The following is a 23,878-nucleotide window of genomic DNA, read 5'->3' as shown; positions in this document are numbered from 1 at the left end:
CACCTGATCAAGGGCAAGTAGCAAGCTTGCCCTAGTATTCTAATTTTACCGTTATTTATAAGGGAGCAAGCGGACTCATGATGATCCTTCGCCCAATCCAGCAATGTGATTACCCAGCTTTATTGAAAATTGCCCACGAATCGGGGCATGGCTTTACGTCTTTACCTAATAACGAAGCGTTATTACAAAAGAAAATAGACCATTCAGTAAGCTCATTCGCAAAAAGTGCATCTCACCCGGGTGATGAAGGCTACTTGTTTGTTCTTGAAGATAGCGAAACAGGTGAGGTAGTGGGTACTTCTGCCATCGAAGCTGCCGTAGGCCTTGATGACGCGTTTTACCATTACCACCTAAGCAAAGCGATTCACTCATCTCGCACTTTAGATGTTTACAAAGCGGTTGATATTCTAACCCTGTGTAATGATTACACCGGTGCAACCGAGCTATGTACACTATTTTTAAGAGATGGTTATCGTAAAAACAATAACGGCAAACTACTGTCAAAAGCACGTTTTATGTTTATTAAACAACATCAAGAACGTTTTGCTGAAACCGTTATCGCAGAAATGCGCGGTGTATCAAATGAAAATGGCGATAGTCCATTTTGGCAATGGCTTGAAGAGCACTTTTTCTCGATGGACTTTCCAACCGCAGATTACTTAACAGGTATTGGCCAAAAAGTGTTTATCGCGGAGCTGATGCCTAAGTACCCAATTTACGTCAACTTATTAAGTAAAGACGCGCAAGCAGTAATCGGTAAAGTACATGACAATACACGCCCTGCAATAGAGCTATTAAAAAGTGAAGGTTTCACTTTTAACGGCTACGTTGATATTTTTGATGCAGGCCCTACTGTTGAAGCGAAAGTAGGTAATATTGCGACCATTCGTAATGCGAATAACTTTACCGTGAAAATTGGTGACAATAGTGGCAACACGCCAGTCATGCTAGCGAACGATAAATTAAATGACTTTAGAGCAACCGTCGCACAGTTAAACTTTGATGCGACAAGTGCAGAGCTTACATTGCCACAAGCAATGGCAGACGCACTTCATTTACAAGCGGGTGACGTAGTTACCGCAACAAGCTTATAATTTAGGAGAAAGTATATGACTCATCCTGCACAATTTATTAATGGTCAATGGTCGCAAGGCCAAGGCGATGCATTTAATTCAGTAAACCCTGCAAATAACGACGTTATTTGGCAAGCAAATTCAGCAACCAGCGAACAAGTTGATAGTGCGGTAAATTCAGCACGCAAAGCTTTCTATAGCTGGGCTGACAAATCATTCGATGAGCGTTTAGCCATTGTAAAAACATTTGCAGAAACCTTAAAAGAGCACAGCGAAGAGCTTGCTGTGGCTATTGCGCAAGAAACGGGTAAACCATTATGGGAAACTCGTACTGAAGCCGGTGCAATGGTGGGTAAAATAGCGATTTCTGAAAAAGCATTTTTAGAGCGTACGGGTGATGTAGAAAACCCAATGCCACAAGGCCGCGCGATGATCCGCCACAAGCCACATGGTGTAGTGGCTGTATTTGGTCCTTATAATTTCCCTGGGCACTTACCTAATGGTCATATTGTTCCTGCACTATTAGCGGGTAACACAGTGGTATTTAAACCATCTGAACTAACCCCTATGGTAGCTGAGCTAACCCTTAAATTATGGGAAAAAGCAGGCCTACCAGCTGGTGTAATTAACCTTGTGCAAGGTGAAGTTGAAACAGGTAAAGCGCTTGCAGCACATAAAGAGATTGATGGCTTGTTCTTTACTGGTTCATCACGCACAGGGCATATTTTACATGAGCAGTTTGCAGGCCAGCCAGGTAAAATTCTCGCATTAGAAATGGGGGGTAATAACCCGCTTATCATTACTGATGTTGCAGATACCAAAGCCGCAATTCACGATATACTGCAATCTGCATTTATCTCAAGTGGTCAACGTTGTACTTGTGCACGTAAGTTATTTTTACCTGCGGGTGAGCAAGGCGATGCAATTTTAGCGGGTCTTATCACCGCGACTAAAGCTATTAAAGTGGGTAACTTTGATGATGCAGACCAGCCGTTCATGGGCTCGATGATTTCATCAGCTGCCGCAGCAGGTATGGTTAAAGCGCAGCAGCAACTTGTTGAACTCGGTGCACAGGTGCTTGTGGAGCTTACACACACTGAAAACACAGGCTTTGTTACGCCAGGTATTATCGAGTGTACAAATGTAGCAGACTTCCCTGATGAAGAGCATTTCGGCCCGTTATTAAAAGTGTTCCGCTTTACTGATTTTGATAGTGCTATCGATAAAGCAAACGACACCAGCTTTGGTTTATCTGCAGGCTTATTAAGTGATAACGCTGCGGATTACGACCACTTTTTACGTCGTATTCGTGCTGGTATTGTTAACTGGAACCGCCCAATCACTGGTGCATCAAGTGCTGCGCCATTTGGTGGTATTGGTGCATCAGGTAACCATCGTGCAAGTGCATACTATGCAGCAGACTATTGCGCATACCCTGTAGCTTCTGTTGAACTTGAAAAAGTAGCTATGCCAGCAACACTAAGCCCTGGTTTAAAAATTGATTAGTACTGAGTATTAAATTGGTACTAAATAACTAAAAAAGCAGCCTCGGCTGCTTTTTTTGTATTGCTTAATGCTCAAAGGTAGCAATTAAAAGCGCTTTCTGCTTAAATCATTACAGTCGTGATAATTTTATTGTAGGTGTTTTAATTATGGTTTTAGATAGGCAAGGGTATGATGATCTCATCATGTATCTCACTCAAAATTTAGCGTTATTTGAGAAGCCCGGCGAAATAAAACCTGGCGCTCCTACAGTAATGGAATTAATTGAAGACGATATCGCAGAAAATGTAATGCTGTTATGCCAGCAACATACAGAGCTTTCAACTGAGCAGCGCGGCATGATAGTGCGTGAAGTAGATGGTATTGTATATGACTTACAAGAAGTACTTAGCAGTGTTACCAGTAAGCAAGTGACTATTGAACAACATGCATTTATCGATGAATTTGCCGGTTTAGTTAAAAACCTATTTGATTGTGCCGTAGCCGAAGGCGCATAATTACGTTTAATATCGCTTTTAATTGCATCTGAGCGTGACTTGCCTATACCCAAGCTACCTCAAGATACAGAATTCAGCGTTTCACAGGGGCTTAATATCAAGGCGTTACTTTGCAAGAATGGCAGTCCCTTTTAAAAAGTAACAACGATGAGAGGAAGTGCCTGTGAAACGCCCTGCGGGTTGGTTTAAAAGCGATTTATACTGCGTTATTGATTTTAACAAGGGAACAACCATTATTTGCAATCACTGCCTTGCCTAAATCGCTTTTAATTCCAACTGAAACTCGCATCTTGAGGTGGCTTGGGTATACAATCAAGAAAACAATTTTTTAGAGTAGAAAAATGCAAGCGAATGTAAAATGGGTTGAAGGCGATACGTTTATTGGTCGTTCTAATTCGGGTCATAATGTAGTATTTGATGCTGGTAGCGATAGCGCAGCACCTAGCCCAATGGAAATGGTGTTAATGTCTGTGGGCTGTTGTTCATCAGTTGATGTGGTGAGCATTCTTAAAAAAGCCAAACAAAACTTCTCTGACGTTCAAGTACAGCTAAGCTCAGAACGTGCTGAGTCAGCTCCTCGTGTATTCACCAAGATTAACTTACACTTTGTTGTAACAGGCGATAATGTCTCTGAAAAACACTTAGCGCGTGCGGTGCAACTATCTGCCGAAAAGTATTGTTCAGTCGCATTAATGCTTGATAAAACGGTAGAAATTACCCATAGCCACGAAGTAGTGCAAGAACAGGTAAAATAACGCTTTTTCCTGCGGTGAAATTCGTATAAAATCCGCGAACTTTCATTCTGCTGTGGCAGATCTCACTAGTTTATAGGTTGGTTTATCATGAACAAACCCTTCGATAAAATTAAACTACATGGCTTTAATAACTTAACCAAAAGTTTAAGCTTTAGTATTTACGATATTTGTTACGCAAAGACCGAACAGCAGCGTAAAGAATATATTGAATATATCGACGAGCAATACAATGCTGATCGACTAACCGATATTTTAGGTGAAGTGGTTGATATCATCGGTGCAAACATTTTAAATGTTTCTCGCCAAGATTATGAACCGCAAGGTGCCAGCGTAACTATATTGGTGTCAGAAGAGCCAGTAGAGCAACAGCAGACCTATGATGTTGACGAAACACCAGGCCCGTTGCCTGATGCCGTGGTTGCCCATTTAGACAAAAGCCATATCTGTGTTCACACGTATCCTGAAGCACACCCTGATGATGGTATTTGTACATTTCGTGCCGATATCGAAGTATCAACATGTGGCATTATCTCGCCACTAAAAGCGTTGAACTTCTTAATTCACAGCTTGGATTCAGACGTTGTAACAATCGACTACCGTGTACGTGGTTTTACCCGTGACGTAGATGGTGTGAAGCACTATATCGATCATGCTATTAATTCGATTCAAAATTATATGACTGAAGATACCAAAGAAGCGTACCAAATGATGGACGTGAATGTGTATCAAGAAAACTTATTTCACACTAAGATGATGTTAAAAGAAACTGATTTAAATACTTATTTATTTGGTGTTTCTACAGATGACTTATCTGACGACGAAGAAGAAGAAATTCGTTCTAAGTTAACCCGTGAGATGCAAGAGATTTTCTATGGTCGTAATTTACCAGATACAGAATAAGCTAAGCTTGTTCTGAAAAAACGGCGTATAACGAAAGTTATGCGCCGTTTTTTGTAAGTTAGCAAGAGTAAAGTTGGCGAGAGTAAAGTTAGCTAAGGTATATAGGCTCTCGGCCATGAAAGTCTGAATAAAGCGCTTTGAGTGTTGGTGGTAATATTTGCCAGTAAGCTTTGGCATGTATTGGCGCAACCTGCCAAAATAAGTTCTCAACAATAGCAACATCAATATAGTGTTGAATTAGTTTATCGGCTATTTCATACTGATTATTTAGGTACTCAAAAAGCTTTATTAATGCAGCTGCATCCGATTGAGCATTCATTTCATTGTTAATTACCTGTGCCACACTTTCAAACCATGAGTAGATAAATAAAGGCTCTAACTCTTCATTCCACTGCTGAAAATAAGCTTTATCTGCCTTATTTGATATTATCGGAAATTGTGCTCTAAATTCATCATAGAACGTGAGCTCAAGGTGTAATTCGCGCCTCTCATTAATACGCTGTTTAGCGCCTATCAAAAAGCAAATACCAGCGTATAGCCAAACCGAGCTGGCTACTAATTGCCAAATATCAAGCTCAATTGAGCGAATAAGTAATGGTACTGCAATTAAAGCACGGATAACGCATATCAATGCGATGGTTGATAAAGCCGCTGTGGTTAAAGGCATTTTTCGTATTAAGCCCGCAGCACAAAATGCGTAGGCACTACAGGTAAACATAAGCCCTGCAACTATAATGGTGGCAGCAGGCGCAAGGTAGGTGCCTTGCTGAGCTGACTCAATTAAAGCGTGTGGTGCCCTAGCAAAGGCATACCAGCTTGGCCCACCCCAAATACAGAGTAAATGCCAAACAGCCGCGGCAAATGCAATGGCCCCTGCGCTGATTAATAGTTTCTCGGTGTTATTTTTTTGCATTATCTAAGTCTACTTTTATTATTCTATGGTTTCATCATCAGGAGGGTCGCCCGAGTCTTCTTTACGCTTACGTTGCTCTTGTTTGGCTTTTTGCACATTCTCAAATTGCGGGGGCGGAATAGGGAATAACGAAATCAGCGGGAAGAACGATAAAAATAAAAATGCACCCCGAGACATAGTCTTACCCGAGGCCAGAACTTTAATCATGGCCCACACTATAATAAGTAACAGTAAGGTGACGACAAGCCAATGCAGTAGTAATGTGTTAAGGCCAACCCTGTCTAATAAATCCATTTGTTTTCAATATGGTTACTAATATAAAAGTAATGAGGGTTAATTGAACAATATCAAGTTAATAGCTGTTGTTAATTATATAGCTCGTGATTTATCGCGACAAATAACCTCTTATCGAGTTTGTTTAATTCAACTGTAACAAATCCCATTTGTTGCCGTATAAATCTTCAAATACCACCACAGTGCCGTAGGCTTCTTCACGGGGTTGTTCGTTAAATTTAACACCTTGTTGTTGCATCACTTTATAATCACGCCAAAAGTCATTGGTGTGCAAAAATAAAAACACACGGCCGCCAGATTGATTGCCTACAGAGTCTAATTGCTGTGGCGTTATCGTAGTTTTCGACCACTAACGCGACGTTTCCTATGTGTTGTTTGATATTGGGCATTGGCTTACTTTACGGAGTAATAACTGTGTATGGCTTTTTATCAGATAATACCAATTCATCAGAGGACAAAAGACAGTGTCATGACAATAAGGCTGATTTTGCCAACTATTGACTGCTATTGTCACCACTTATATGCTGGTAAAAAAACCACAATTAAGGTTGAACATGTCAGCTAACTTACTCCAATGTGTATTTAGCGCTGAGCAAGTACGCACACACGAACCTAATGCAGCAGAGCAAAGCGCTGTGTCTATGTATACGCTGATGGAGCGTGCAGGTAAGGCAGTGTTTGAGCAGGTGATTAAACACTACCCACACGCTCAAAATTATGTTGTTTTAGTTGGCGTAGGCAATAATGCGGGTGATGGCTATATTGTTGCAAGCCTTGCAAAACAAGCTGGTAAACACGTTACGATAATTGCTGCGGCGCCAGATAAGCCTTTAACAGGTGACGCGCTAACAGCGCAAAAAGCCTGGTTAGCTGTTGGTGGTGAAATATCAAATTATGACCCGCTAATAATAAAAGCTGCTGACATTATTATTGATGGTTTATTAGGCACTGGCCTTAAAAGTAAAGTGCGAGATCCTTTTACTAAGCTAATACAAACGGCAAACGATAGCCCTTTACCAATTGTTGCGATTGATTTACCTTCGGGCATTGATGCTGACAGTGGCGTTGTACAAGGTATTGCTATTCAAGCTGCTGTTACTGTTACTTTTGTTGGGATAAAGCAAGGCTTAGTGACGGGCGAGGGCAGAGCATATACAGGTAAATGTGAATTTACAGATTTAGGCGTTGGGCAAGCGTTTACCCAGCTGGCCACACCCAGTGCAGAGCTTATAAATTATGACACCACTCAAGGCTTAGCTAAGCGACAAAGCAACAGTCACAAAGGCAGCCATGGCAAATTACTGTGTGTTGGCGGTAATGCGGGCACTGCCGGTGCAATACGGTTAACTAGCGAGGCCGCGCTTCGTACCGGCGCAGGTATGGTTAAGGTGTATACGCACGCAGACTCTGTATTGGCTATCAGTATAGGTCGACCTGAGTTGATGGTGACTACCACCGATCTTAACGCAGCATTAGAGTGGGCAACATGCATAGCGATTGGCCCTGGTCTTGGCCAAGATTCATGGTCACAATCTATTTTTGAAACGGTTATTCAACACTGTGTTGCCCACAATAAAGCAATAGTAGTCGACGCCGACGCATTAAACCTTATTGCTCAGCAATCAGCGCCTATTGTACTGAAAAACACGGTGTTCACACCGCACCCAGGGGAAGCCGCACGGCTACTTGATTGCGCCGTTAGTGATATTGAGTCAGAGCGTTATCGTAGTGCACGCAAATTGGCAGAAACATATTCAACGACCTGTGTACTCAAGGGAGCGGGTAGTATTATCGCTAATGACACTAAAGCGTGGGTATGCACTGATGGCAACCCTGCATTAGCGGTCGGCGGCAGCGGTGATGTACTTACTGGCATTATTGCTGGCCTTATCGCACAAGGACTAACGACTGAGCAAGCTGCGTGTTTAGGTGTGACCTTGCATGCAAAAGCCGGAGATATAGCCGCACAGCGCGACGGCGAACGAGGTATGTTACCGAGCGACCTATTTGCAATAGTTAGAGAGTTGGTAAACTAAAGCCGTCAGCCGTCAGCCGTCAGCCGTCAGCCGTCAGTTTTTGATAGCTGACAGCTAAAAACTGAAAGCTATAATACGCAAAAACCCAGCTTTCACTGGGTTTTTAATACTGCTAACTGTTAGCGATGTAACTCGCCAACTCTTTCTGGTTGATAGGTTACTGCCTTTATTTTTACTTTTATCACTCCGCCATTAGGTTTAGGCCACTCAATTTCATCACCTTGTGACAAACCAAGTAGAGCACTTCCTACTGGCGCTAAAATTGATATCTTATCGTCATTCGCATCAGCATTTTTTGGGTACACTAAGGTCTTGGTGAATTCTTCTTGAGTCGATTCAACGATAAAGTTTACCGTCGAATTCATAGTTACCACAGTTGAAGGCATATCTTTTGGCTCGACTATAGTTGCGCGACCCAGTTCAGCTTCAAGTTCTTTTTCGCCAGCGAAACTACCTGCTGGTAATGATTCCATTAATTCATACAATCTATCTGCATCTAGTGACGAGATAATTAGTTCAGGTTTTTTATTCATTTCAATATCCCTAACAAGGTTGTATAAATAAAATTAACTCTGAGTATGGTTTACTACTAAGCTCAAGTACTGCAACAAGCTGGAGTTATTTTATTTGTGAATTTTATCTTTGCCCATAATGCTAAAAACCCAGCCGAAGCTGGGTTTTTAATTGAGCTAGGAGGGGGATGATTTTACATCATGCCGCCCATGCCACCCATTCCGCCCATGCCACCCATATCAGGGGCACCAGCTGGCTCATCTTTTGGGATTTCAGCAACCATGGCTTCAGTGGTGATCATAAGACCCGCAATCGAACCTGCAAATTGTAGTGCAGAGCGCGTTACTTTAGTTGGATCTAGGATACCCATTTCAAGCATATCGTTGTATTCGCCAGATGCTGCATTGTAACCGTAGTTACCTTCGCCGCCTTTAACTGCGTTAATTACTACAGACGCTTCGTCACCTGCGTTAGTCACGATTTGACGAAGTGGCGCTTCCATAGCGCGAAGTGCTACTTTAATACCGTGGCTTTGGTCTTCGTTGTCGCCTACTAGTGCAGCTAGTTTGCTAGCCGCACGTACTAGTGCAACACCGCCACCCGGTACTACGCCTTCTTCAACCGCTGCGCGAGTTGCATGAAGTGCATCTTCAACGCGGTCTTTTTTCTCTTTCATTTCGATTTCAGTCGCTGCGCCAACTTTGATTACTGCAACACCGCCAGCAAGTTTTGCCATACGCTCTTGTAGTTTCTCTTTGTCGTAGTCAGACGTTGCTTCTTCGATTTGTGCTTTGATTTGTGAAACACGACCGTTGATGCCATCTTCTTCGCCAGCACCGTCGATGATAGTTGTATCATCTTTAGTGATTACTACGCGCTTAGCTGTACCTAAGTCTTCGATTGTTGCTTTTTCAAGCTCAAGGCCGATTTCTTCAGAGATAACAGTACCGCCAGTTAATACTGCGATATCTTGTAGCATTGCTTTACGACGGTCGCCAAAACCAGGTGCTTTAACAGCTGATACTTTAACAATACCGCGCATGTTGTTTACAACAAGTGTTGCTAGTGCTTCACCTTCAAGGTCTTCAGCAATGATAAGAAGTGGTTTGCTTGCTTTAGCAACGGCTTCTAATGTAGGTAGTAACTCACGGATGTTTGATACTTTTTTGTCTACAAGTAGAATGAATGGGTTATCTAGTTCAACCGCGCCTTTTTCAGCGTTGTTGATGAAATATGGAGATAGGTAACCACGGTCAAACTGCATGCCTTCTACAACATCAAGTTCGTTCTCAAGTGATTGGCCTTCTTCAACAGTGATAACACCTGTGTTACGGCCTACTTTTTCCATCGCTTCTGCGATGATGTCGCCAATCTCTTTATCAGAGTTAGCTGAAATAGTACCTACTTGAGCAATTGCTTTAGTGTCAGCACATGGTACTGAAAGTTCTTTAAGCTCTGCAACAGCTGCGATGATTGCTTTATCAATACCGCGCTTAAGATCCATTGGGTTCATGCCTGCAGCAACTGCTTTTAGGCCTTCATTTACAATAGATTGTGCTAAAACTGTAGCGGTAGTTGTACCGTCACCGGCTGCATCATTTGCTTTAGATGCAACTTCTTTCACCATTTGTGCGCCCATGTTTTCAAACTTGTCTTCAAGTTCGATCTCTTTTGCCACTGATACACCATCTTTAGTGATCACTGGAGCGCCAAATGATTTGTCTAATACTACGTTACGACCTTTAGGGCCTAAAGTTACACGAACTGCGTTTGCTAAGATGTTTACGCCAGCTAGCATTTTAGCGCGTGCGTCACTTGCAAAAAGTACTTCTTTTGCTGCCATGATTTTTTCCTCTAAATTCTTAAATGTTTGTTAAACGAAAAGTAGGTTTAGCCTACAATGCCTAAAATGTTGTCTTCACGCATGATCAGGTATTCTTCACCTTCGATCTTTTCAGCTTTTTCAACATATGAGCCGAATAACACAGTGTCACCGACTTTAACTTCTAATGCTCTCACATCACCGTTATCTAGAGTACGGCCATTACCAACAGCGACAACTTCTCCGCGCGTTGATTTCTCAGCAGCAGAGCCAGTTAATACAATACCGCCAGCAGACTTGGTTTCTTCTTCTAGACGCTTAACGATCACGCGATCATGTAAAGGACGAATGTTCATTTGTTTAGTTCTCCTAACAGTTTCTGAACAGGACAGAAAAAAGTTTTGTGTGTACCAAGGCAATTAAATAGTTTGATTTAACTGCCTTGGATTAGTTGTACTCAGTAATGGGGGTAATGCGGAAAAATCCAAGAGAAAAAAATAAAAATTTTAATCTTTTCTCTCGTATTCACCATCAATCGTAGTTGGCTCGCTCATTTTACGCGGTTCAGGCTCTTGCTGAGTCTGTTGCGTAAATGGCGAAGGGCCTTGTTGCATACCAGCACTCATACGAACAGTTGCTTGACTAGCAAGGCCTGCGGCTAGCTTATTGCGAATAGCCGGAGTGAGTAGTAAAAAGCCAAATACGTCAGTCATAATGCCTGGGGTGAGTAATAAGATACCGGCGATAATTACGCATAATCCGGTAAATAATTCTTTGGCTGGCATTTGCCCTTGGGCCATTTGCGTTTGCACGTTTTGCAGTGCGCCCATGCCTTGCTGTCGAACAAGTTTTGCACCAAAAATGGCGGTTAAAATAACCAGTGCAATGGTTGCAAAGCCACCAATAACATCGGCCACTTGAATTAGCAGTGCGATTTCAATGATCGGCACGAGAATAAATAACAAAAATAAAAATCTAAACATAAAGCTCTCTAAATAGTGCTCACGTAACATCGTGATGAAATATAAATATGGGCTATCAGGTCTTTTTTCAATAGTAGTGCAGTCATGCACATGGCTACACTTTAGTTTAGCTATCAGCTACTATGAGTTGGGCAGAACAAACAACTAAAGGTTCAATATGATGACGACTCATTTTCGACTTGTTTTTACTACTTGCGCAAATGCAAGTGAAGCGCGTGCAATGGCTGAACAATTGGTGAGCCAAAAACTGGCTGCATGTGTCAGTATTCTTCCAAATGTAGAGTCTGTTTATATGTGGGAAGGTGAGGTAACGCAGGCCACAGAATGCAAGCTGCTTATTAAAACTAAGTCTGAAAAAATGAACCAAGTTATCCAAACTATTAAACAATTACATAGTTATGAGGTTCCTGAAGTTCAAGTGGTAGATGTATCAACGGGTAATTTAGCCTATTTTAATTGGATGGATGAGGTACTTAATTAATGCGGTTTCTTTTTTTATTGCTATCTGCGCTTTGGCTTTTTCCTGCACAAGCAAATAATAGTTTATTGAATGATTTATTACAGCCAGCAGAGCAAACTTTTTTACCCGTTGATCAAGCCTTTGCTTTTGATTTTGATCAGCAAGGTAGTACTTTATTTATTGGCTGGGATATCGCTCCTGGTTATTACCTTTATAAAAAGAAACTTGAAATCATTGCTAAAGATGCTGATATCAAAGTCCCGGAGTTTGGTGAAGGGGTAGTGATTGAAGATGAGTTCTTTGGTAAAACAGAAGTTTTCTTCGACTCATTTAGCGTGGTAAGTAAATTAAGTAATGTTGCGCAGCAGGGAGTCGTTAAAGTTCGTTACCAAGGCTGCGCCGAAGCAGGGCTGTGTTATCCACCAGAAATAATTACGATTCCACTAAGTGTGATTGCAGGGCAAACTCCTAAGCAAAACACCACCACAGATACTGCCAATGCATTTGCTGCACTTAACAGTGAGGCGGCAGAGTCCGCTAACACGGCTCCTGAGCAAAGTGAGCCAGCTGAAACAGAACAAAATTTTACCGAAAAATTGGCATCACAAGGCTTGTTGGCTAATTTAGTTATTTTCTTTTTAGTAGGAATAGGCCTTGCCTTTACACCGTGTGTATTTCCTATGTTTCCTATTTTATCGAGTTTAATTGCCGGTCAAAAAAACCTATCAACCAAAAAAGCGTTTGCTTTATCGTTTGTTTATATTCAAGGCATGGCGGTCACCTATGCGGCACTGGGTTTAGTTGTTGCATCGTTAGGTGGGCAAGTGCAGGGCTACTTACAGCACCCTTATGTTTTGATCAGCTTTAGTTTGTTATTTGTGTTGTTAGCCATGTCGATGTTTGGTTGGTACGAAATCAAACTACCAAGCTCCATGATGAATAAGCTCACTCAAGTGAGCAACAATCAAAAAGGCGGCAATTATATTGGTGTATTTTTGATGGGGGTATTGTCTGGTTTGATTGCCTCTCCTTGTACTACAGCACCATTATCTGCTGCTTTATTATTTGTTGCGCAAAGTGGTGACTACTTAGTTGGCGGTTTAACGCTTTATGTTTTAAGTCTTGGAATGGGCATACCATTATTGCTGTTAGGTACTTCTGGCGGTAAATTACTGCCAAAAGCGGGTGGTTGGATGGAGCAAGTTAAAACCTTATTTGGTTTTATTATGCTAGTTGTGCCGCTAATATTGCTAGAGCGTATTGTTGATTTTGACATCATACTATTAATGGCAGGCTTATTAGCATTGGCAACGGCGCTTTATTTACATCATTGGCAAAGTGGCCAAAATCAAGGCAAGCTAAAAACGGCACTGTGGTTTGCTGCAACCTTGTTGGTGATTGCAGGTGCAAATTTAACTAAAAACTATATTTGGCCAACCTCGAATGTTGTTAATGCTAGTGCAGGACAGTCGCAAAGCCATCAGTTTAAATTAGTTGCTAACTTAGCCGAGCTTAAGCAAGCGATAAGTGAAGCAAACGATGAAGGCCGCTTGGTGATGGTTGATCTGTATGCTGAATGGTGTGTTGCCTGTAAAGAGTTTGAAAAATACACCTTTCCAGAGCCAAGCGTACAAAATGAATTTGCCCATTTTGAGTTACTTAAAATAGATCTTACCGAAAGTGATGAAACCACCATTGAAGTTATGGAGGAATACACTGTATTTGGTTTACCAAGTATTCTGTTTTTTAACACTCAAGGTGAAGAATTAGCAGCTCAGCGTGTTACTGGCTTTTTAAATGCTGACGACTTTGCGCAGCACTTAGCTGAAGTTCGCCAATAAGCGACTAAGAAAGTTAGCCACAATTTGATTGAGATATGAATCTAATTGTGGCTAAATCACTTTTTATAATAAGCTATTTTTAGCTCCCGCCTTTATCCTCGCAACTTTGCGCCTCATTATAGTCATTAGACCAGTATTTTGCTGCTATTTACATCGAACTAGCTATAATAGGTGGTTAACGTGAGAAATACTTGCTATTTTAGATTTTATCCCCTACGTTGTGGTGGGATTTCTAATCAAAACGGCTTAACTCATTATTTATAGGATTATCGCGTATTATGGCTGCAAAATTTAAGCTTTTAGTTATAAATGGCCCCAACTTGAATATGCTTGGTAAGCGAGAACCAGAGAAATATGGTTCGCAAACCCTGGCTGAGATTATGAGCGAACTAACCAGTGCAGCCCATGGTCTAGATGTTGAGTTAACGCATTTTCAAAGTAATAGTGAGCAAGCTTTAATTGAGCACATACACAGTGCATGGCAGGCTATTGATTACATCATTATCAACCCAGCTGCATTTACGCATACAAGCGTGGCTTTACGTGATGCATTACTGAGTGTTGATATCCCGTTTTATGAAGTGCATTTAACCAATGTGCATGCACGGGAAGCGTTTCGCCATCATTCGTATTTTTCTGATGTGGCGCAAGGCGTGATATGTGGATTAGGTGCAATGGGTTACCGCGCAGCGTTAGAAGCTGCTGTTAACCGGTTGCAAAACTCAAATTAATTTTAAACACACAAACTAGAAGGCGGGTCGTTCATGGATATTCGCAAGATCAAAAAACTAATTGAACTAGTAGAAGAATCAGGTATTGCTGAGTTAGAAATCACTGAAGGTGAAGAGTCAGTACGTATTAACCGTAATAACATGAGCGCAGGCCCTGCTTACGCTCCACAATATGCTCCTCAGTACGCACCAGCTCCAGCAGCGGCGCCAGCACCTGCGGCTCCAGTTGCAGCCGCTGAAGCAGCAGCGCCAGCAGCACCAACAGGTCATCAAGTATTATCGCCAATGGTAGGGTCTTTCTATGCAGCAGCTTCTCCTGAAGCGCCGGCATACGTAGAAGTAGGCACGCAAGTTAAAGTAGGCGACACACTTTGTATCATCGAAGCGATGAAGATGATGAACCAAATTGAAGCAGATAAAGCTGGTACAGTGAAAGCTATTTTAGTTGAAAATGGTGAGCCAGTAGAATTTGATCAACCTTTATTCATCATTGAATAATAGCGCAACCTTAGAGGCCAACTCTCATGTTAGATAAAGTAGTCATTGCAAATCGGGGTGAAATTGCACTTCGTATATTGCGCGCCTGCAAAGAGCTTGGGATCAAAACGGTTGCTGTGCATTCAACGGCGGATCGCGATCTTAAGCACGTATTATTAGCAGATGAAACCATCTGTATCGGTAGACCTTCAGCCACTGAAAGTTACTTAGATATTCCGCGTATTATTGCGGCAGCTGAAGTGACCGATGCGGTTGCTATTCACCCTGGTTACGGCTTCCTTGCTGAAAATGCAGATTTTGCTGACCAAGTTGAACAAAGCGGTTTTGTATTTATTGGTCCTAAGGGCGATACCATTCGCTTAATGGGCGATAAAGTATCTGCAATCAACGCTATGCGTAAAGCGGGTGTACCGTGTGTTCCAGGTTCTGACGGTCCAGTATCAGATGACAAAGAACGCAATATGCAAATCGCTAAGCGTATCGGTTACCCGGTAATCATCAAAGCGGCCGGTGGCGGCGGTGGTCGTGGTATGCGTGTTGTACGTAATGAATCAGAGCTTATCGATTCAATCGCACTTACTCAGCAAGAAGCAAAACAGTTCTTCGGTAATAGCATGGTTTACATGGAGAAATTCCTTGAAAACCCACGTCATATCGAAATCCAAGTACTTGCAGATGGCCAAGGCAATGCGGTTCACTTAGGTGAGCGTGACTGTTCAATGCAGCGTCGTCACCAAAAAGTAGTTGAAGAAGCGCCAGCGCCAGGTATCACTGCTGAAGTACGTAAGTTCATTGGTGAACGCTGTACGCGTGCATGTATCGAAATTGGTTATCGCGGTGCTGGTACGTTTGAGTTCTTATATGAAAACGGCGAGTTCTATTTCATCGAGATGAATACCCGTATTCAGGTTGAGCACCCTGTAACTGAAATGGTTAGTGGCGTTGATTTAATTAAAGAGCAGTTAAAAATTGCTGCTGGTCAACCGCTGTCATTCACGCAAGATGATGTAGTTATTCGTGGTCACGCTATTGAATGTCGTATCAATGCAGAAGATCCTGAAACGTTTATTCCTTCACCGGGTAAAATTACTCGCTTCCACCCTGCTGGTGGTTTAGGTATTCGTTGGGATAGCCATATTTATGCTGATTATAGTGTGCCACCACATTATGACTCAATGATTGGCAAGCTCATTACTTACGGTGAAAATCGTGATGTAGCGATTGCTCGTGCACGTAATGCATTAAATGAGTTAGTAATTGACGGCATTAAAACGAATACGCCACTGCATAAGAAAATCTTGGCAGATGAGAACTTCCAAAATGGTGGAACTAATATCCACTATCTTGAGAAGAAATTAGGTTTATAAGCACTTATAAAGCTAATAATTTAAAAAACCGGCAACTTTGCCGGTTTTTTTAGCTCTAACGAACTGTGGCTCTGTATTCGCGATACAAAAATAATCTGGTATGATTAATACAGTAATGATTTATTTGTTTTTCATGAGGTAATAATGGCCCAGAGTGTTGGTTTTCAACTCGCTGATGAAGCAGCAACGGTCGCAATGGGTAATAAGCTTGCAACTTTAACTGAGCAAGGTGCGGTAATATATTTGCATGGTGATTTAGGTGCCGGAAAAACCACATTAACTCGCGGTATAGTGCAAGGGTTTGGTCATCAAGGTAAGGTTAAGAGTCCGACCTATACATTAGTTGAACCTTACGAATTAGCAGCAGCCAATGTCTATCATTTTGATTTATATCGGCTAGGTGATCCAGAAGAGCTAGAATATATGGGTATCCGTGACTATTTTTCAAAGGATGCTATTTGTGTTGTTGAATGGCCTGAGAAAGGCGGAGAGTTTATACCCGTTCCTGACTTAGACATTACTATGCGCTATGTTGGTGAGGCCCGTGAAATTGAAATTTGCAGCGTGAGTCAACGTGGCAAAGCAGTCGTAGAGCAGTTAACTCGAGATTAAAAATATAATTAAAGGTGTAATGGATCAGATGAGTCGAGTAGTCGTTAAGTGGGTGTGTGCTTGTTTGTTATTTGCAATAAGCCAAGGCGTTGTTGCACAGAACACGATTAACAGTGTGCGTGTGTGGCCGTCGCCTGATAGCACTCGTGTTGTTTTTGATTTAGCTGACAAACCAGACTTTAGCTACTTTATGCTGAAGAATCCATTACGTCTCGTGGTTGATTTAGAAAATACTAATAAGATTAAAGACCTGCCTAGCATTCCTAAAAAACATCAAATTGTCAGTAAACTGCGCTACTCCAAAGCTAAAAATAGTAAAGGCGTACGGTTTGTATTTGAGTTAACCGGGGCTGTTAAACCTGTATTATTTGCTTTGGCCCCAACAGGGCCTTATAAAAACCGTTTAGTGGTCGACCTTTACGACAAAGAACAAGCAAAACCTGTGGCTAAAAGTAGTAATGCTGCAGTGAAAAAGCGTGAATTAAGTAAGCAACGCGACATTGTGATTGCCATTGATGCCGGTCATGGTGGTGAAGATCCTGGTTCCATTGGGCCATCAGGTACTTATGAAAAGACCATAACACTACAAATAGCAAAACGTTTAGAGCGCATGATAGATGCTGAGCGCGGTATGATCTCGCGCATGATCCGCCGTAGCGACTATTTTGTAAACCTCAATACGCGTACTAGTCGAGCCCGTGAGAAAAAAGCAGACTTTTTTGTTTCTATCCATGCCGATGCATTTACCAGCCCAGGCCCTAATGGCGCATCAGTGTGGGTGCTCTCGTTACGTCGTGCCAATTCTGAAATTGGTAAATGGATAGAAGATAAAGAAAAGCACTCAGAGTTACTTGGTGGTGCCGCCGGTGTTATAAAAGACACAGCCAGCGAGAAATACCTGGCCCAAGCGCTGCTTGATATGTCGATGGATCACTCCATGAAGACCGGTTTTAACGTGGCCGAAGAAATGGTGCAAGAGCTTAAAAAAGTTGCCAAGTTACATAAAAAAGAGCCACAAGCAGCCAGCTTAGCAGTGTTGAAGTCTCCGGATATTCCATCAATTTTAGTTGAAACGGGGTTTATTTCTAACCCGCGTGAAGAGCAACTACTTAAAAGTGCAAATCACCAAGAGAAGTTAGCAAAAGCAATATTCACCTCGATTAAGAGTTATTATTTAAAAAATCCACCGGATGACTCGTTATTTGCATCATTAAAATCACAATACCCTACAAAGCACAAAGTGAGACCCGGTGAGTCATTAAGTTTATTAGCTAGCCGTTATGGGGTGTCTGTAACGCAGTTAAAACGCGTTAATAAACTCAAATCTAATACTTTATTTATCGGCCAAGAGCTAGATATCCCGCAAAGTTAACATCGTTAGGATGAGTATGAATATTGAAATATTACCCGCGCGATTAGCTAACCAAATTGCTGCGGGTGAAGTGGTTGAACGCCCTGCGTCTGTTGTAAAAGAGTTGGTAGAGAACAGTTTGGATGCGGGGGCTAATCGTATTCAAATAGATATTGAACGCGGTGGTCATAAGCTTATTCGTATTCGTGACAATGGTTCAGGTATTAATAAAGATGAGCTAACACTGGCACTGTCACGCCATGCGACTAGCAAATTAAAATCCCTCGATGACTTAGAGAATATATGTTCACTGGGCTTTCGTGGTGAAGCGTTAGCGTCAATTAGCTCGGTATCGCGGTTAACCCTTAGCTCTAAAACAAAAGAGCAAGAGGCTGCGTGGCAAGCGTTTGCTGAGGGTCGAGATATGGCGGTACAAGTTAAACCTACCGCTCACCCTGATGGCACCACCATTGAAGTGAAAGACTTATTTTTTAATACGCCAGCGCGGCGTAAGTTTTTACGTACTGAGAAAACCGAGTTCAATCATATCGATGAGCTCATTAAACGTATTGCTTTAAGCCGCTTTGATGTGTCGATTACGCTAACTCATAACGACAAAGTTGTGCGCCAATATCGTGCCAAAACAGATCCCACACAAGCAATTACACGCGTAGCACAAGTTGCTGGCAAGGCATTTGCCGAGCAAGGCTTGTATATTGAATCGGGTGATACAGGATTACAGTTACATGGTTGGGTATTACCTGTAGGTTCAAGCAATACCACGCAATATACCTATGTAAATAATCGTATGATGCGCGATAAACTGATATTACATGCCATTCGCCAAGCATTTGAAGAAGTCGCAGGGCAAGAAGAGTTACCTGGTTTTGTGATTTATATTGATATTGATCCGCGCCAAGTGGATGTAAATGTGCACCCGGCAAAACATGAAGTACGCTTTCATCAAGGGCGTTTAGTACATGACTTTATTTTACAAGCGATAAAGCAAGTGGTTGTGCCTTTACAAGATGATTTTGTTGCGCCACACGTATCGCAACCAGCTCAATCAATTGAGCGCTTTTCAAGTGCGCCGCCAGTTGAGCAGGCAGATGTATTTGATTACCCAAAAACGCCTTTGCAACCGAGCCAATCTGGCGGTAGCTATTCTAGTGGTGCATCGCGTGCAGGTGGCTCTGCTGCGAGTGGCTTCTCTGGGCAAAGAGAAAGTAAAACCTCGCATCATGATGTGAATGCATTTTACCAAGGTGTGAGTGAACAACATGCCGCACATTTTGATAGTGTGACTGCCTCACCGACACAGCAAACGCCAGTATCAGCGCCTGAGTACAGCACTAATACGACCTCACTAATAGTGCAAGAAGATGGTAGCTGTGTTTTCACACAGCAGCAGCAATTTTATTGCTCGCATTTTAAGTATGCTTTAGCTGATTATTGGCAACAGCAAATTACAGAACAAGCAAGCCTTGAAGGCAAAGCTTTATTACTTCCTGTACGAGTCAATATTAGTAAAGAGGATCAGCAAAGATTAACTGAGCAGCAATCGTGGTTTACTTTACTGGGTTTTGAGCTAAATATAGAAAAGCAATTTGTCATGGTAAAAAAGTTGCCGCATAGCCTGTATTTATTAGATGTAAGCCAGGCCATTGATATCCTACTAGAGGCAAGTAAACAGCAGTTCGATAACATAGAAGAATGGCTTAATTGGCAGCAGTGCAATGTACCCGAGCGCTATTTTGCCAGCCAAGCATTTGCAGGCGAGTTACAACAAATGAAAAATAATCCGCAAACAATTCAACGTTTGCGTGCAAAAGCAGTTAAAATAGACTTACATCACTATTTGTCACAGTTAGATTAGGGTTAACGCGTTGAGTAATTTACCGGTCATATTTTTAATGGGTCCAACGGCTGCAGGAAAAACTGCGCTGGCTATTGAACTTTGTCAGCATTTAAATACCGAAATAATCAGCGTCGATTCAGCCTTAGTGTATAAAAATATGGACATTGGTACGGCTAAGCCAAATGCGCAAGAACTGGCTTTAGCACCACACCACCTAATTGATATTATTGATCCAGCCCAAAGTTACTCTGTGGCAGATTTTCGTCGTGATGCGATTGAAAAAATTGATCAATTTCATAAACAAGGTAAAGTGCCGGTGCTGGTAGGCGGTACTATGATGTATTTTAAATCGCTAATAGATGGTTTATCGCCGCTTCCTGAAGCTTGCCCTAAGGTACGTGCTGAGCTTGAAGCACAGGCAAATGAACATGGTTGGCCTGCACTCTATAAAGAGCTTGCAGAAATAGACCCACAAGCGGCAGAAAAAATGAGCGAAAACGATTCTCAGCGCATTAACCGTGCCTTAGAAGTCTATCGTTTAACCGGTAAAACCATGACGGAGCTGCAAAAAAGTAAGCAGCCAAGTTTACCCTATACGTTCCATCAATTTGCTATCGCACCGGATGATCGGGCTGATTTACATGAACGTATTGCACAAAGATTTAAAATAATGCTTGATGAGGGGTTTGAAAAAGAAGTTTCATCCCTATATCAACGTAAGGATTTACACCCAAACTTACCTTCTATTCGTTGTGTAGGTTATAGACAAATGTGGGATTACATTGCTGGCGAAACTGACTATGATGACATGGTGTTTCGCGGTATTGCAGCAACTCGACAACTTGCAAAGCGTCAATTGACGTGGTTGAGAAGCTGGCCCGATGTAACTTGGTTAACTACGGGTGATGAAGAAAACTTGCAACGTGTTGTAAGTTCGCTAAGCTAGTAGTAGTTGAATATTTTTTAGCTTTGTTAAATGAGTTCAGCCACTTAATTATAATAACACCTAGAACGAAGGATAATAACATGGCAAAAGGCCAATCGTTACAAGACCCATTTTTGAATGCGCTACGTCGTGAGCGTATTCCAGTATCAATCTTTTTGGTAAATGGCATCAAGCTACAAGGTAAGATTCAGTCATTTGACCAATTTGTAATTTTACTAGAAAACACCGTTAATCAAATGGTGTACAAACATGCAATTTCTACAGTAGTTCCTGCTCGTGCAGTAAACTTCCAAGGTGTTCAAGGAAGTGAAGAAGGTGAAGAGCAGGCTGAACCTGGAAATTTTTAAATTAGGAGCGTAATGCTTGTTTGACCGTTATAAAGCCGGCGAACAGGCAGTCTTAGTCCATATTGACTTTCCTCAAGAAGGAGATCGTGAAGATCTTCATGAACTGGAAATGTTAGTATCTTCTGCTGGTGTTAGCAGTTTGGCGGTTGTGCAAGGCAGCCGTCAAGCACCACATCCGAAACTATTCGTCGGTAGCGGTAAAGCAGAAGAAATAGCTGAGATTGTCAAAATCCACAATGCAGATGTCGTCATATTCAACCATCAACTCAGGCCATCACAAGAGCGCAATTTAGAACGCGTTTGCCAATGTCGTGTACTTGATAGAACGACCCTTATTTTAGATATATTTGCTCAACGCGCACGTACCCATGAGGGTAAATTGCAAGTTGAGCTGGCGCAACTGCGTCATATGTCGACCCGATTGATTCGAGGCTGGACTCACCTTGAGCGCCAAAAAGGCGGTATAGGTTTACGTGGTCCTGGTGAAACTCAGCTCGAAACCGATAGACGTTTACTGCGAGTGCGTATTCAAAGCATCCGTGCGCGTTTACAAAAAGTGGCAGTGCAACGTGAGCAAGGCCGCCGCGCGCGTAATCGTAACGAAATACCGACCGTATCGTTAGTGGGTTATACTAATGCGGGTAAATCTACGTTATTTAATCGTATTACTAACTCAGATGTTTATGCGGCCGATCAGTTGTTTGCAACACTCGACCCCACTCTTCGTAAGCTCGAAATTGGTGATGTTGGCTCAGTAATATTAGCCGATACGGTTGGCTTTATTCGTCATTTACCCCATGACTTAGTTGCCGCATTCAAAGCGACATTAACGGAAACCCGTGAAGCAGATTTACAGCTGCATGTTGTCGATGTAGCTGATGGGCGTCGCAAAGAGAATATAGAACAGGTACAATCGGTGTTAAAAGAAATTGAAGCCGATGAAGTACCGCAATTACTGGTTTATAATAAAATTGATGCACTTGAAGACGTTTCACCGCGTATAGATCGTGATGACGAAGGTGTGCCAATTAGAGTTTGGTTGTCTGCACATAGTGGGGCAGGCTGTGAGTTATTGTCAGAAGCCATTAGTGAGTTACTTGCGAAGAAAATGTTCGCACACACACTTAAACTTGCACCGCAGTATGGGCGTTTACGCGCCGCGCTATTTAACTTAAATGCAGTGCATGAAGAAGACTTTGATGAACAAGGGCAGTGGCTATTAACCACGCGTATGCCAATGGTTGAATGGAACAAATTAAAGAAAGAATTTGGCCCAGAAATCGACTCATTTATTTTATGAAAGTAAAAATCTACCGCACATTGTCGTTTTTAGTATGAGAATGGCCTTATATTTGGTAGATTTAACACAATTACCTAAATTATTTAGATAACAATGGAGTATAGCTATGGCCTGGAATGAACCGGGTAATAATGGCAATGACAAAGATCCGTGGAACAAAAAAGGCGGACGTGATCAAGGCCCACCTGATTTAGACGAGGTGCTGCGTAAGTTCAGCAATAAGTTTGGCGGCTTATTTGGCGGTAATAAATCCGGCAAAGATGGTGGCGGACTTGGTGGAGCAGGGCTTTCGTTCGTGCTTATCATTGCTGTAATTGTATGGGCATTAAGTGGTATCTACACTGTTAAAGAAGCCGAGCGCGGTATTGTTTTACAGTTTGGTAAATATGACCGCATTGCAGATCCAGGTCTACGTTGGAAAATGACCTTTATTGAAACGGTTATTCCAGTTGATATTGAAGCGGTACGTTCACTACCTGCATCAGGCTTTATGCTAACTGAAGACGAAAACGTAGTAAGCGTTGAGTTTGAAGTGCAGTATCGTGTTATTGACCCACACCTTTACAAGTTTAGCGTAACAGATGCGGATCACAGCTTACAACAAGCGCTTGATAGTGCCTTACGTTATGTTGTTGGTCATTCTAAAATGGATCAAGTACTTACGCGTGGTCGTGAAGAAGTTCGTCAAAATACATGGGATGAACTTAATAAAATCATCGAACCTTATAACCTAGGTTTAATTGTGACAGACGTTAACTTTAAAGATTCTCGTCCGCCGGCTGAAGTAAAAGATGCATTTGATGATGCTATTGCTGCACAAGAAGATGAAGAGCGTTTTATTCGTGAAGCAGAAGCGTATGCCCGTGAAATTGAGCCGCGTGCACGTGGTCAAGTTACACGTATGACGCAAGAAGCTGAAGGTTATGGCGAACGTATTATTTTAGAAGCGCAAGGTGAAGTGGCTCGTTTTGAGAAACTATTACCGGAATATCAAGCAGCTAAAAGAGTAACGCGTGAACGTTTATACATAGATACCATGCAAGAAGTGCTAGGTAGCAGTTCTAAGGTGTTAGTAGATGTTAAAGGTGGTAATAACATGATGTATTTACCTCTTGATAAAATCATGGAAAAACAAGGTACGGCTACACGCGTAGCGTTACCAAGTTCAAGTGATATAAACGACTTACGTAACAAAATAAACACATCGCGCAATAGCACTGTGAACTCAAGTTCAGACCGCTTTGCAGCTGATCGCTTTAACGACGGGAGATAAGCGTA

General features: G+C 42.1%; 24 protein-coding genes and 1 pseudogene. 18 read left to right on the top strand and 7 right to left on the bottom strand.

Translation table 11 applies throughout. The features are described 5' to 3' along the window. The first annotated feature begins 77 nt into the window (after positions 1-77). The 5 genes from astA (at position 78) to speD (ending at position 4,728) form a co-directional block, all read left to right on the top strand. The gene (gene astA / locus AAEU30_RS15150) at positions 78-1,094 is read left to right on the top strand and encodes an arginine N-succinyltransferase (protein ID WP_421961195.1); all 1,017 of its coding nucleotides are present in this window, start codon (positions 78-80) and stop codon (positions 1,092-1,094) included. Between the two features lie 15 nt (positions 1,095-1,109). Then, a complete protein-coding gene (gene astD / locus AAEU30_RS15145; RefSeq protein WP_421961194.1) occupies positions 1,110-2,579 on the top strand; it encodes a succinylglutamate-semialdehyde dehydrogenase in 1,470 nt (489 codons plus the stop codon). A 146-nt stretch (positions 2,580-2,725) separates the two neighbouring features. After that, a complete protein-coding gene (locus tag AAEU30_RS15140) occupies positions 2,726-3,073 on the top strand; it encodes a DUF3802 family protein (protein WP_087532733.1) in 348 nt (115 codons plus the stop codon). A gap of 341 nt (positions 3,074-3,414) precedes the next feature. Further along, entirely contained in the window at positions 3,415-3,828 is a 414-nt protein-coding gene (locus tag AAEU30_RS15135; protein WP_421961193.1) for an OsmC family protein, read from the top strand. An 87-nt stretch (positions 3,829-3,915) separates the two neighbouring features. Next, positions 3,916-4,728, top strand: coding sequence for an adenosylmethionine decarboxylase (gene speD / locus AAEU30_RS15130; protein ID WP_421961192.1), 813 nt, complete (start codon positions 3,916-3,918; stop codon positions 4,726-4,728). A gap of 88 nt (positions 4,729-4,816) precedes the next feature. Here the strand turns inward: speD and AAEU30_RS15125 are convergent, their stop codons facing one another. From AAEU30_RS15125 to AAEU30_RS15115, 3 genes and pseudogenes are all read right to left on the bottom strand, one after another. Further along, a complete protein-coding gene (locus tag AAEU30_RS15125) occupies positions 4,817-5,641 on the bottom strand; it encodes a DUF7674 family protein (protein ID WP_421961191.1) in 825 nt (274 codons plus the stop codon). 18 nt (positions 5,642-5,659) lie between these two features. After that, positions 5,660-5,935 (bottom strand): hypothetical protein, encoded by a 276-nt coding sequence (locus AAEU30_RS15120; RefSeq protein WP_421961190.1) that lies wholly within the window; start codon positions 5,933-5,935, stop codon positions 5,660-5,662. Between the two features lie 124 nt (positions 5,936-6,059). Beyond that, a pseudogene (locus tag AAEU30_RS15115) lies at positions 6,060-6,248 on the bottom strand (VOC family protein); the annotation flags it as partial. 241 nt (positions 6,249-6,489) lie between these two features. Between AAEU30_RS15115 and AAEU30_RS15110 the strand changes: the two are divergent. Then, positions 6,490-7,971, top strand: a complete 1,482-nt coding sequence (locus tag AAEU30_RS15110) for an NAD(P)H-hydrate dehydratase (RefSeq protein WP_421961189.1) — start codon at positions 6,490-6,492, stop codon at positions 7,969-7,971. Between the two features lie 119 nt (positions 7,972-8,090). Here AAEU30_RS15110 and rnk read toward each other — a convergent pair whose 3' ends face one another. The 4 genes from rnk to AAEU30_RS15090 form a co-directional block, all read right to left on the bottom strand. Beyond that, a complete protein-coding gene (rnk, locus tag AAEU30_RS15105) occupies positions 8,091-8,504 on the bottom strand; it encodes a nucleoside diphosphate kinase regulator (RefSeq protein WP_421961188.1) in 414 nt (137 codons plus the stop codon). A gap of 173 nt (positions 8,505-8,677) precedes the next feature. Beyond that, the gene (gene groL / locus AAEU30_RS15100) at positions 8,678-10,327 is read right to left on the bottom strand and encodes a chaperonin GroEL (RefSeq protein ID WP_087532716.1); all 1,650 of its coding nucleotides are present in this window, start codon (positions 10,325-10,327) and stop codon (positions 8,678-8,680) included. Positions 10,328-10,374: 47 nt separating this feature from the next. Next, complete coding sequence (locus AAEU30_RS15095; RefSeq protein WP_087532715.1) at positions 10,375-10,662, bottom strand: co-chaperone GroES; 288 nt, start codon at positions 10,660-10,662, stop codon at positions 10,375-10,377. A gap of 150 nt (positions 10,663-10,812) precedes the next feature. Continuing rightward, the gene (locus tag AAEU30_RS15090) at positions 10,813-11,289 is read right to left on the bottom strand and encodes an FxsA family protein (protein WP_421961187.1); all 477 of its coding nucleotides are present in this window, start codon (positions 11,287-11,289) and stop codon (positions 10,813-10,815) included. A gap of 160 nt (positions 11,290-11,449) precedes the next feature. On the opposite strand from AAEU30_RS15090, the gene cutA reads away from it, so the two are divergent. From cutA to hflK, 12 genes are all read left to right on the top strand, one after another. Continuing rightward, positions 11,450-11,770 carry a divalent-cation tolerance protein CutA gene (gene cutA, locus AAEU30_RS15085; protein WP_421961224.1) on the top strand — a complete coding sequence of 107 codons (321 nt, stop codon included), beginning with the start codon at positions 11,450-11,452 and terminating at the stop codon, positions 11,768-11,770. Then, a complete protein-coding gene (locus AAEU30_RS15080) occupies positions 11,770-13,590 on the top strand; it encodes a protein-disulfide reductase DsbD (protein ID WP_421961186.1) in 1,821 nt (606 codons plus the stop codon). Before cutA ends, AAEU30_RS15080 begins: the two co-directional genes overlap by 1 nt. A gap of 278 nt (positions 13,591-13,868) precedes the next feature. After that, the gene (gene aroQ / locus AAEU30_RS15075; protein ID WP_087532712.1) at positions 13,869-14,321 is read left to right on the top strand and encodes a type II 3-dehydroquinate dehydratase; all 453 of its coding nucleotides are present in this window, start codon (positions 13,869-13,871) and stop codon (positions 14,319-14,321) included. A 33-nt stretch (positions 14,322-14,354) separates the two neighbouring features. After that, complete coding sequence (gene accB / locus AAEU30_RS15070) at positions 14,355-14,819, top strand: acetyl-CoA carboxylase biotin carboxyl carrier protein (RefSeq protein ID WP_087532711.1); 465 nt, start codon at positions 14,355-14,357, stop codon at positions 14,817-14,819. A gap of 26 nt (positions 14,820-14,845) precedes the next feature. Continuing rightward, positions 14,846-16,186 carry an acetyl-CoA carboxylase biotin carboxylase subunit gene (accC, locus tag AAEU30_RS15065; RefSeq protein ID WP_256828453.1) on the top strand — a complete coding sequence of 447 codons (1,341 nt, stop codon included), beginning with the start codon at positions 14,846-14,848 and terminating at the stop codon, positions 16,184-16,186. A 144-nt stretch (positions 16,187-16,330) separates the two neighbouring features. Continuing rightward, entirely contained in the window at positions 16,331-16,798 is a 468-nt protein-coding gene (gene tsaE / locus AAEU30_RS15060; protein WP_421961185.1) for a tRNA (adenosine(37)-N6)-threonylcarbamoyltransferase complex ATPase subunit type 1 TsaE, read from the top strand. 28 nt (positions 16,799-16,826) lie between these two features. Further along, a complete protein-coding gene (locus tag AAEU30_RS15055; protein WP_421961223.1) occupies positions 16,827-18,170 on the top strand; it encodes an N-acetylmuramoyl-L-alanine amidase in 1,344 nt (447 codons plus the stop codon). Between the two features lie 16 nt (positions 18,171-18,186). Then, a complete protein-coding gene (gene mutL / locus AAEU30_RS15050) occupies positions 18,187-20,025 on the top strand; it encodes a DNA mismatch repair endonuclease MutL (protein WP_421961184.1) in 1,839 nt (612 codons plus the stop codon). A gap of 10 nt (positions 20,026-20,035) precedes the next feature. Next, positions 20,036-20,953 carry a tRNA (adenosine(37)-N6)-dimethylallyltransferase MiaA gene (gene miaA, locus AAEU30_RS15045; RefSeq protein ID WP_421961183.1) on the top strand — a complete coding sequence of 306 codons (918 nt, stop codon included), beginning with the start codon at positions 20,036-20,038 and terminating at the stop codon, positions 20,951-20,953. Between the two features lie 80 nt (positions 20,954-21,033). Next, entirely contained in the window at positions 21,034-21,300 is a 267-nt protein-coding gene (hfq, locus tag AAEU30_RS15040; protein WP_087532705.1) for an RNA chaperone Hfq, read from the top strand. 16 nt (positions 21,301-21,316) lie between these two features. After that, positions 21,317-22,600 carry a ribosome rescue GTPase HflX gene (gene hflX / locus AAEU30_RS15035; RefSeq protein ID WP_421961182.1) on the top strand — a complete coding sequence of 428 codons (1,284 nt, stop codon included), beginning with the start codon at positions 21,317-21,319 and terminating at the stop codon, positions 22,598-22,600. A 106-nt stretch (positions 22,601-22,706) separates the two neighbouring features. Then, positions 22,707-23,873: an FtsH protease activity modulator HflK gene (gene hflK / locus AAEU30_RS15030; RefSeq protein ID WP_421961181.1), complete on the top strand. Its 1,167-nt coding sequence runs from the start codon at positions 22,707-22,709 to the stop codon at positions 23,871-23,873. Positions 23,874-23,878: the final 5 nt, after the last annotated feature.

This window comes from Pseudoalteromonas mucoides (assembly GCF_049257175.1).
Taxonomy (GTDB): domain Bacteria; phylum Pseudomonadota; class Gammaproteobacteria; order Enterobacterales; family Alteromonadaceae; genus Pseudoalteromonas.
The sequence above is the reverse complement of the archived record's forward strand: the minus strand, read 5'-3'. Positions and strand labels throughout refer to the sequence as shown.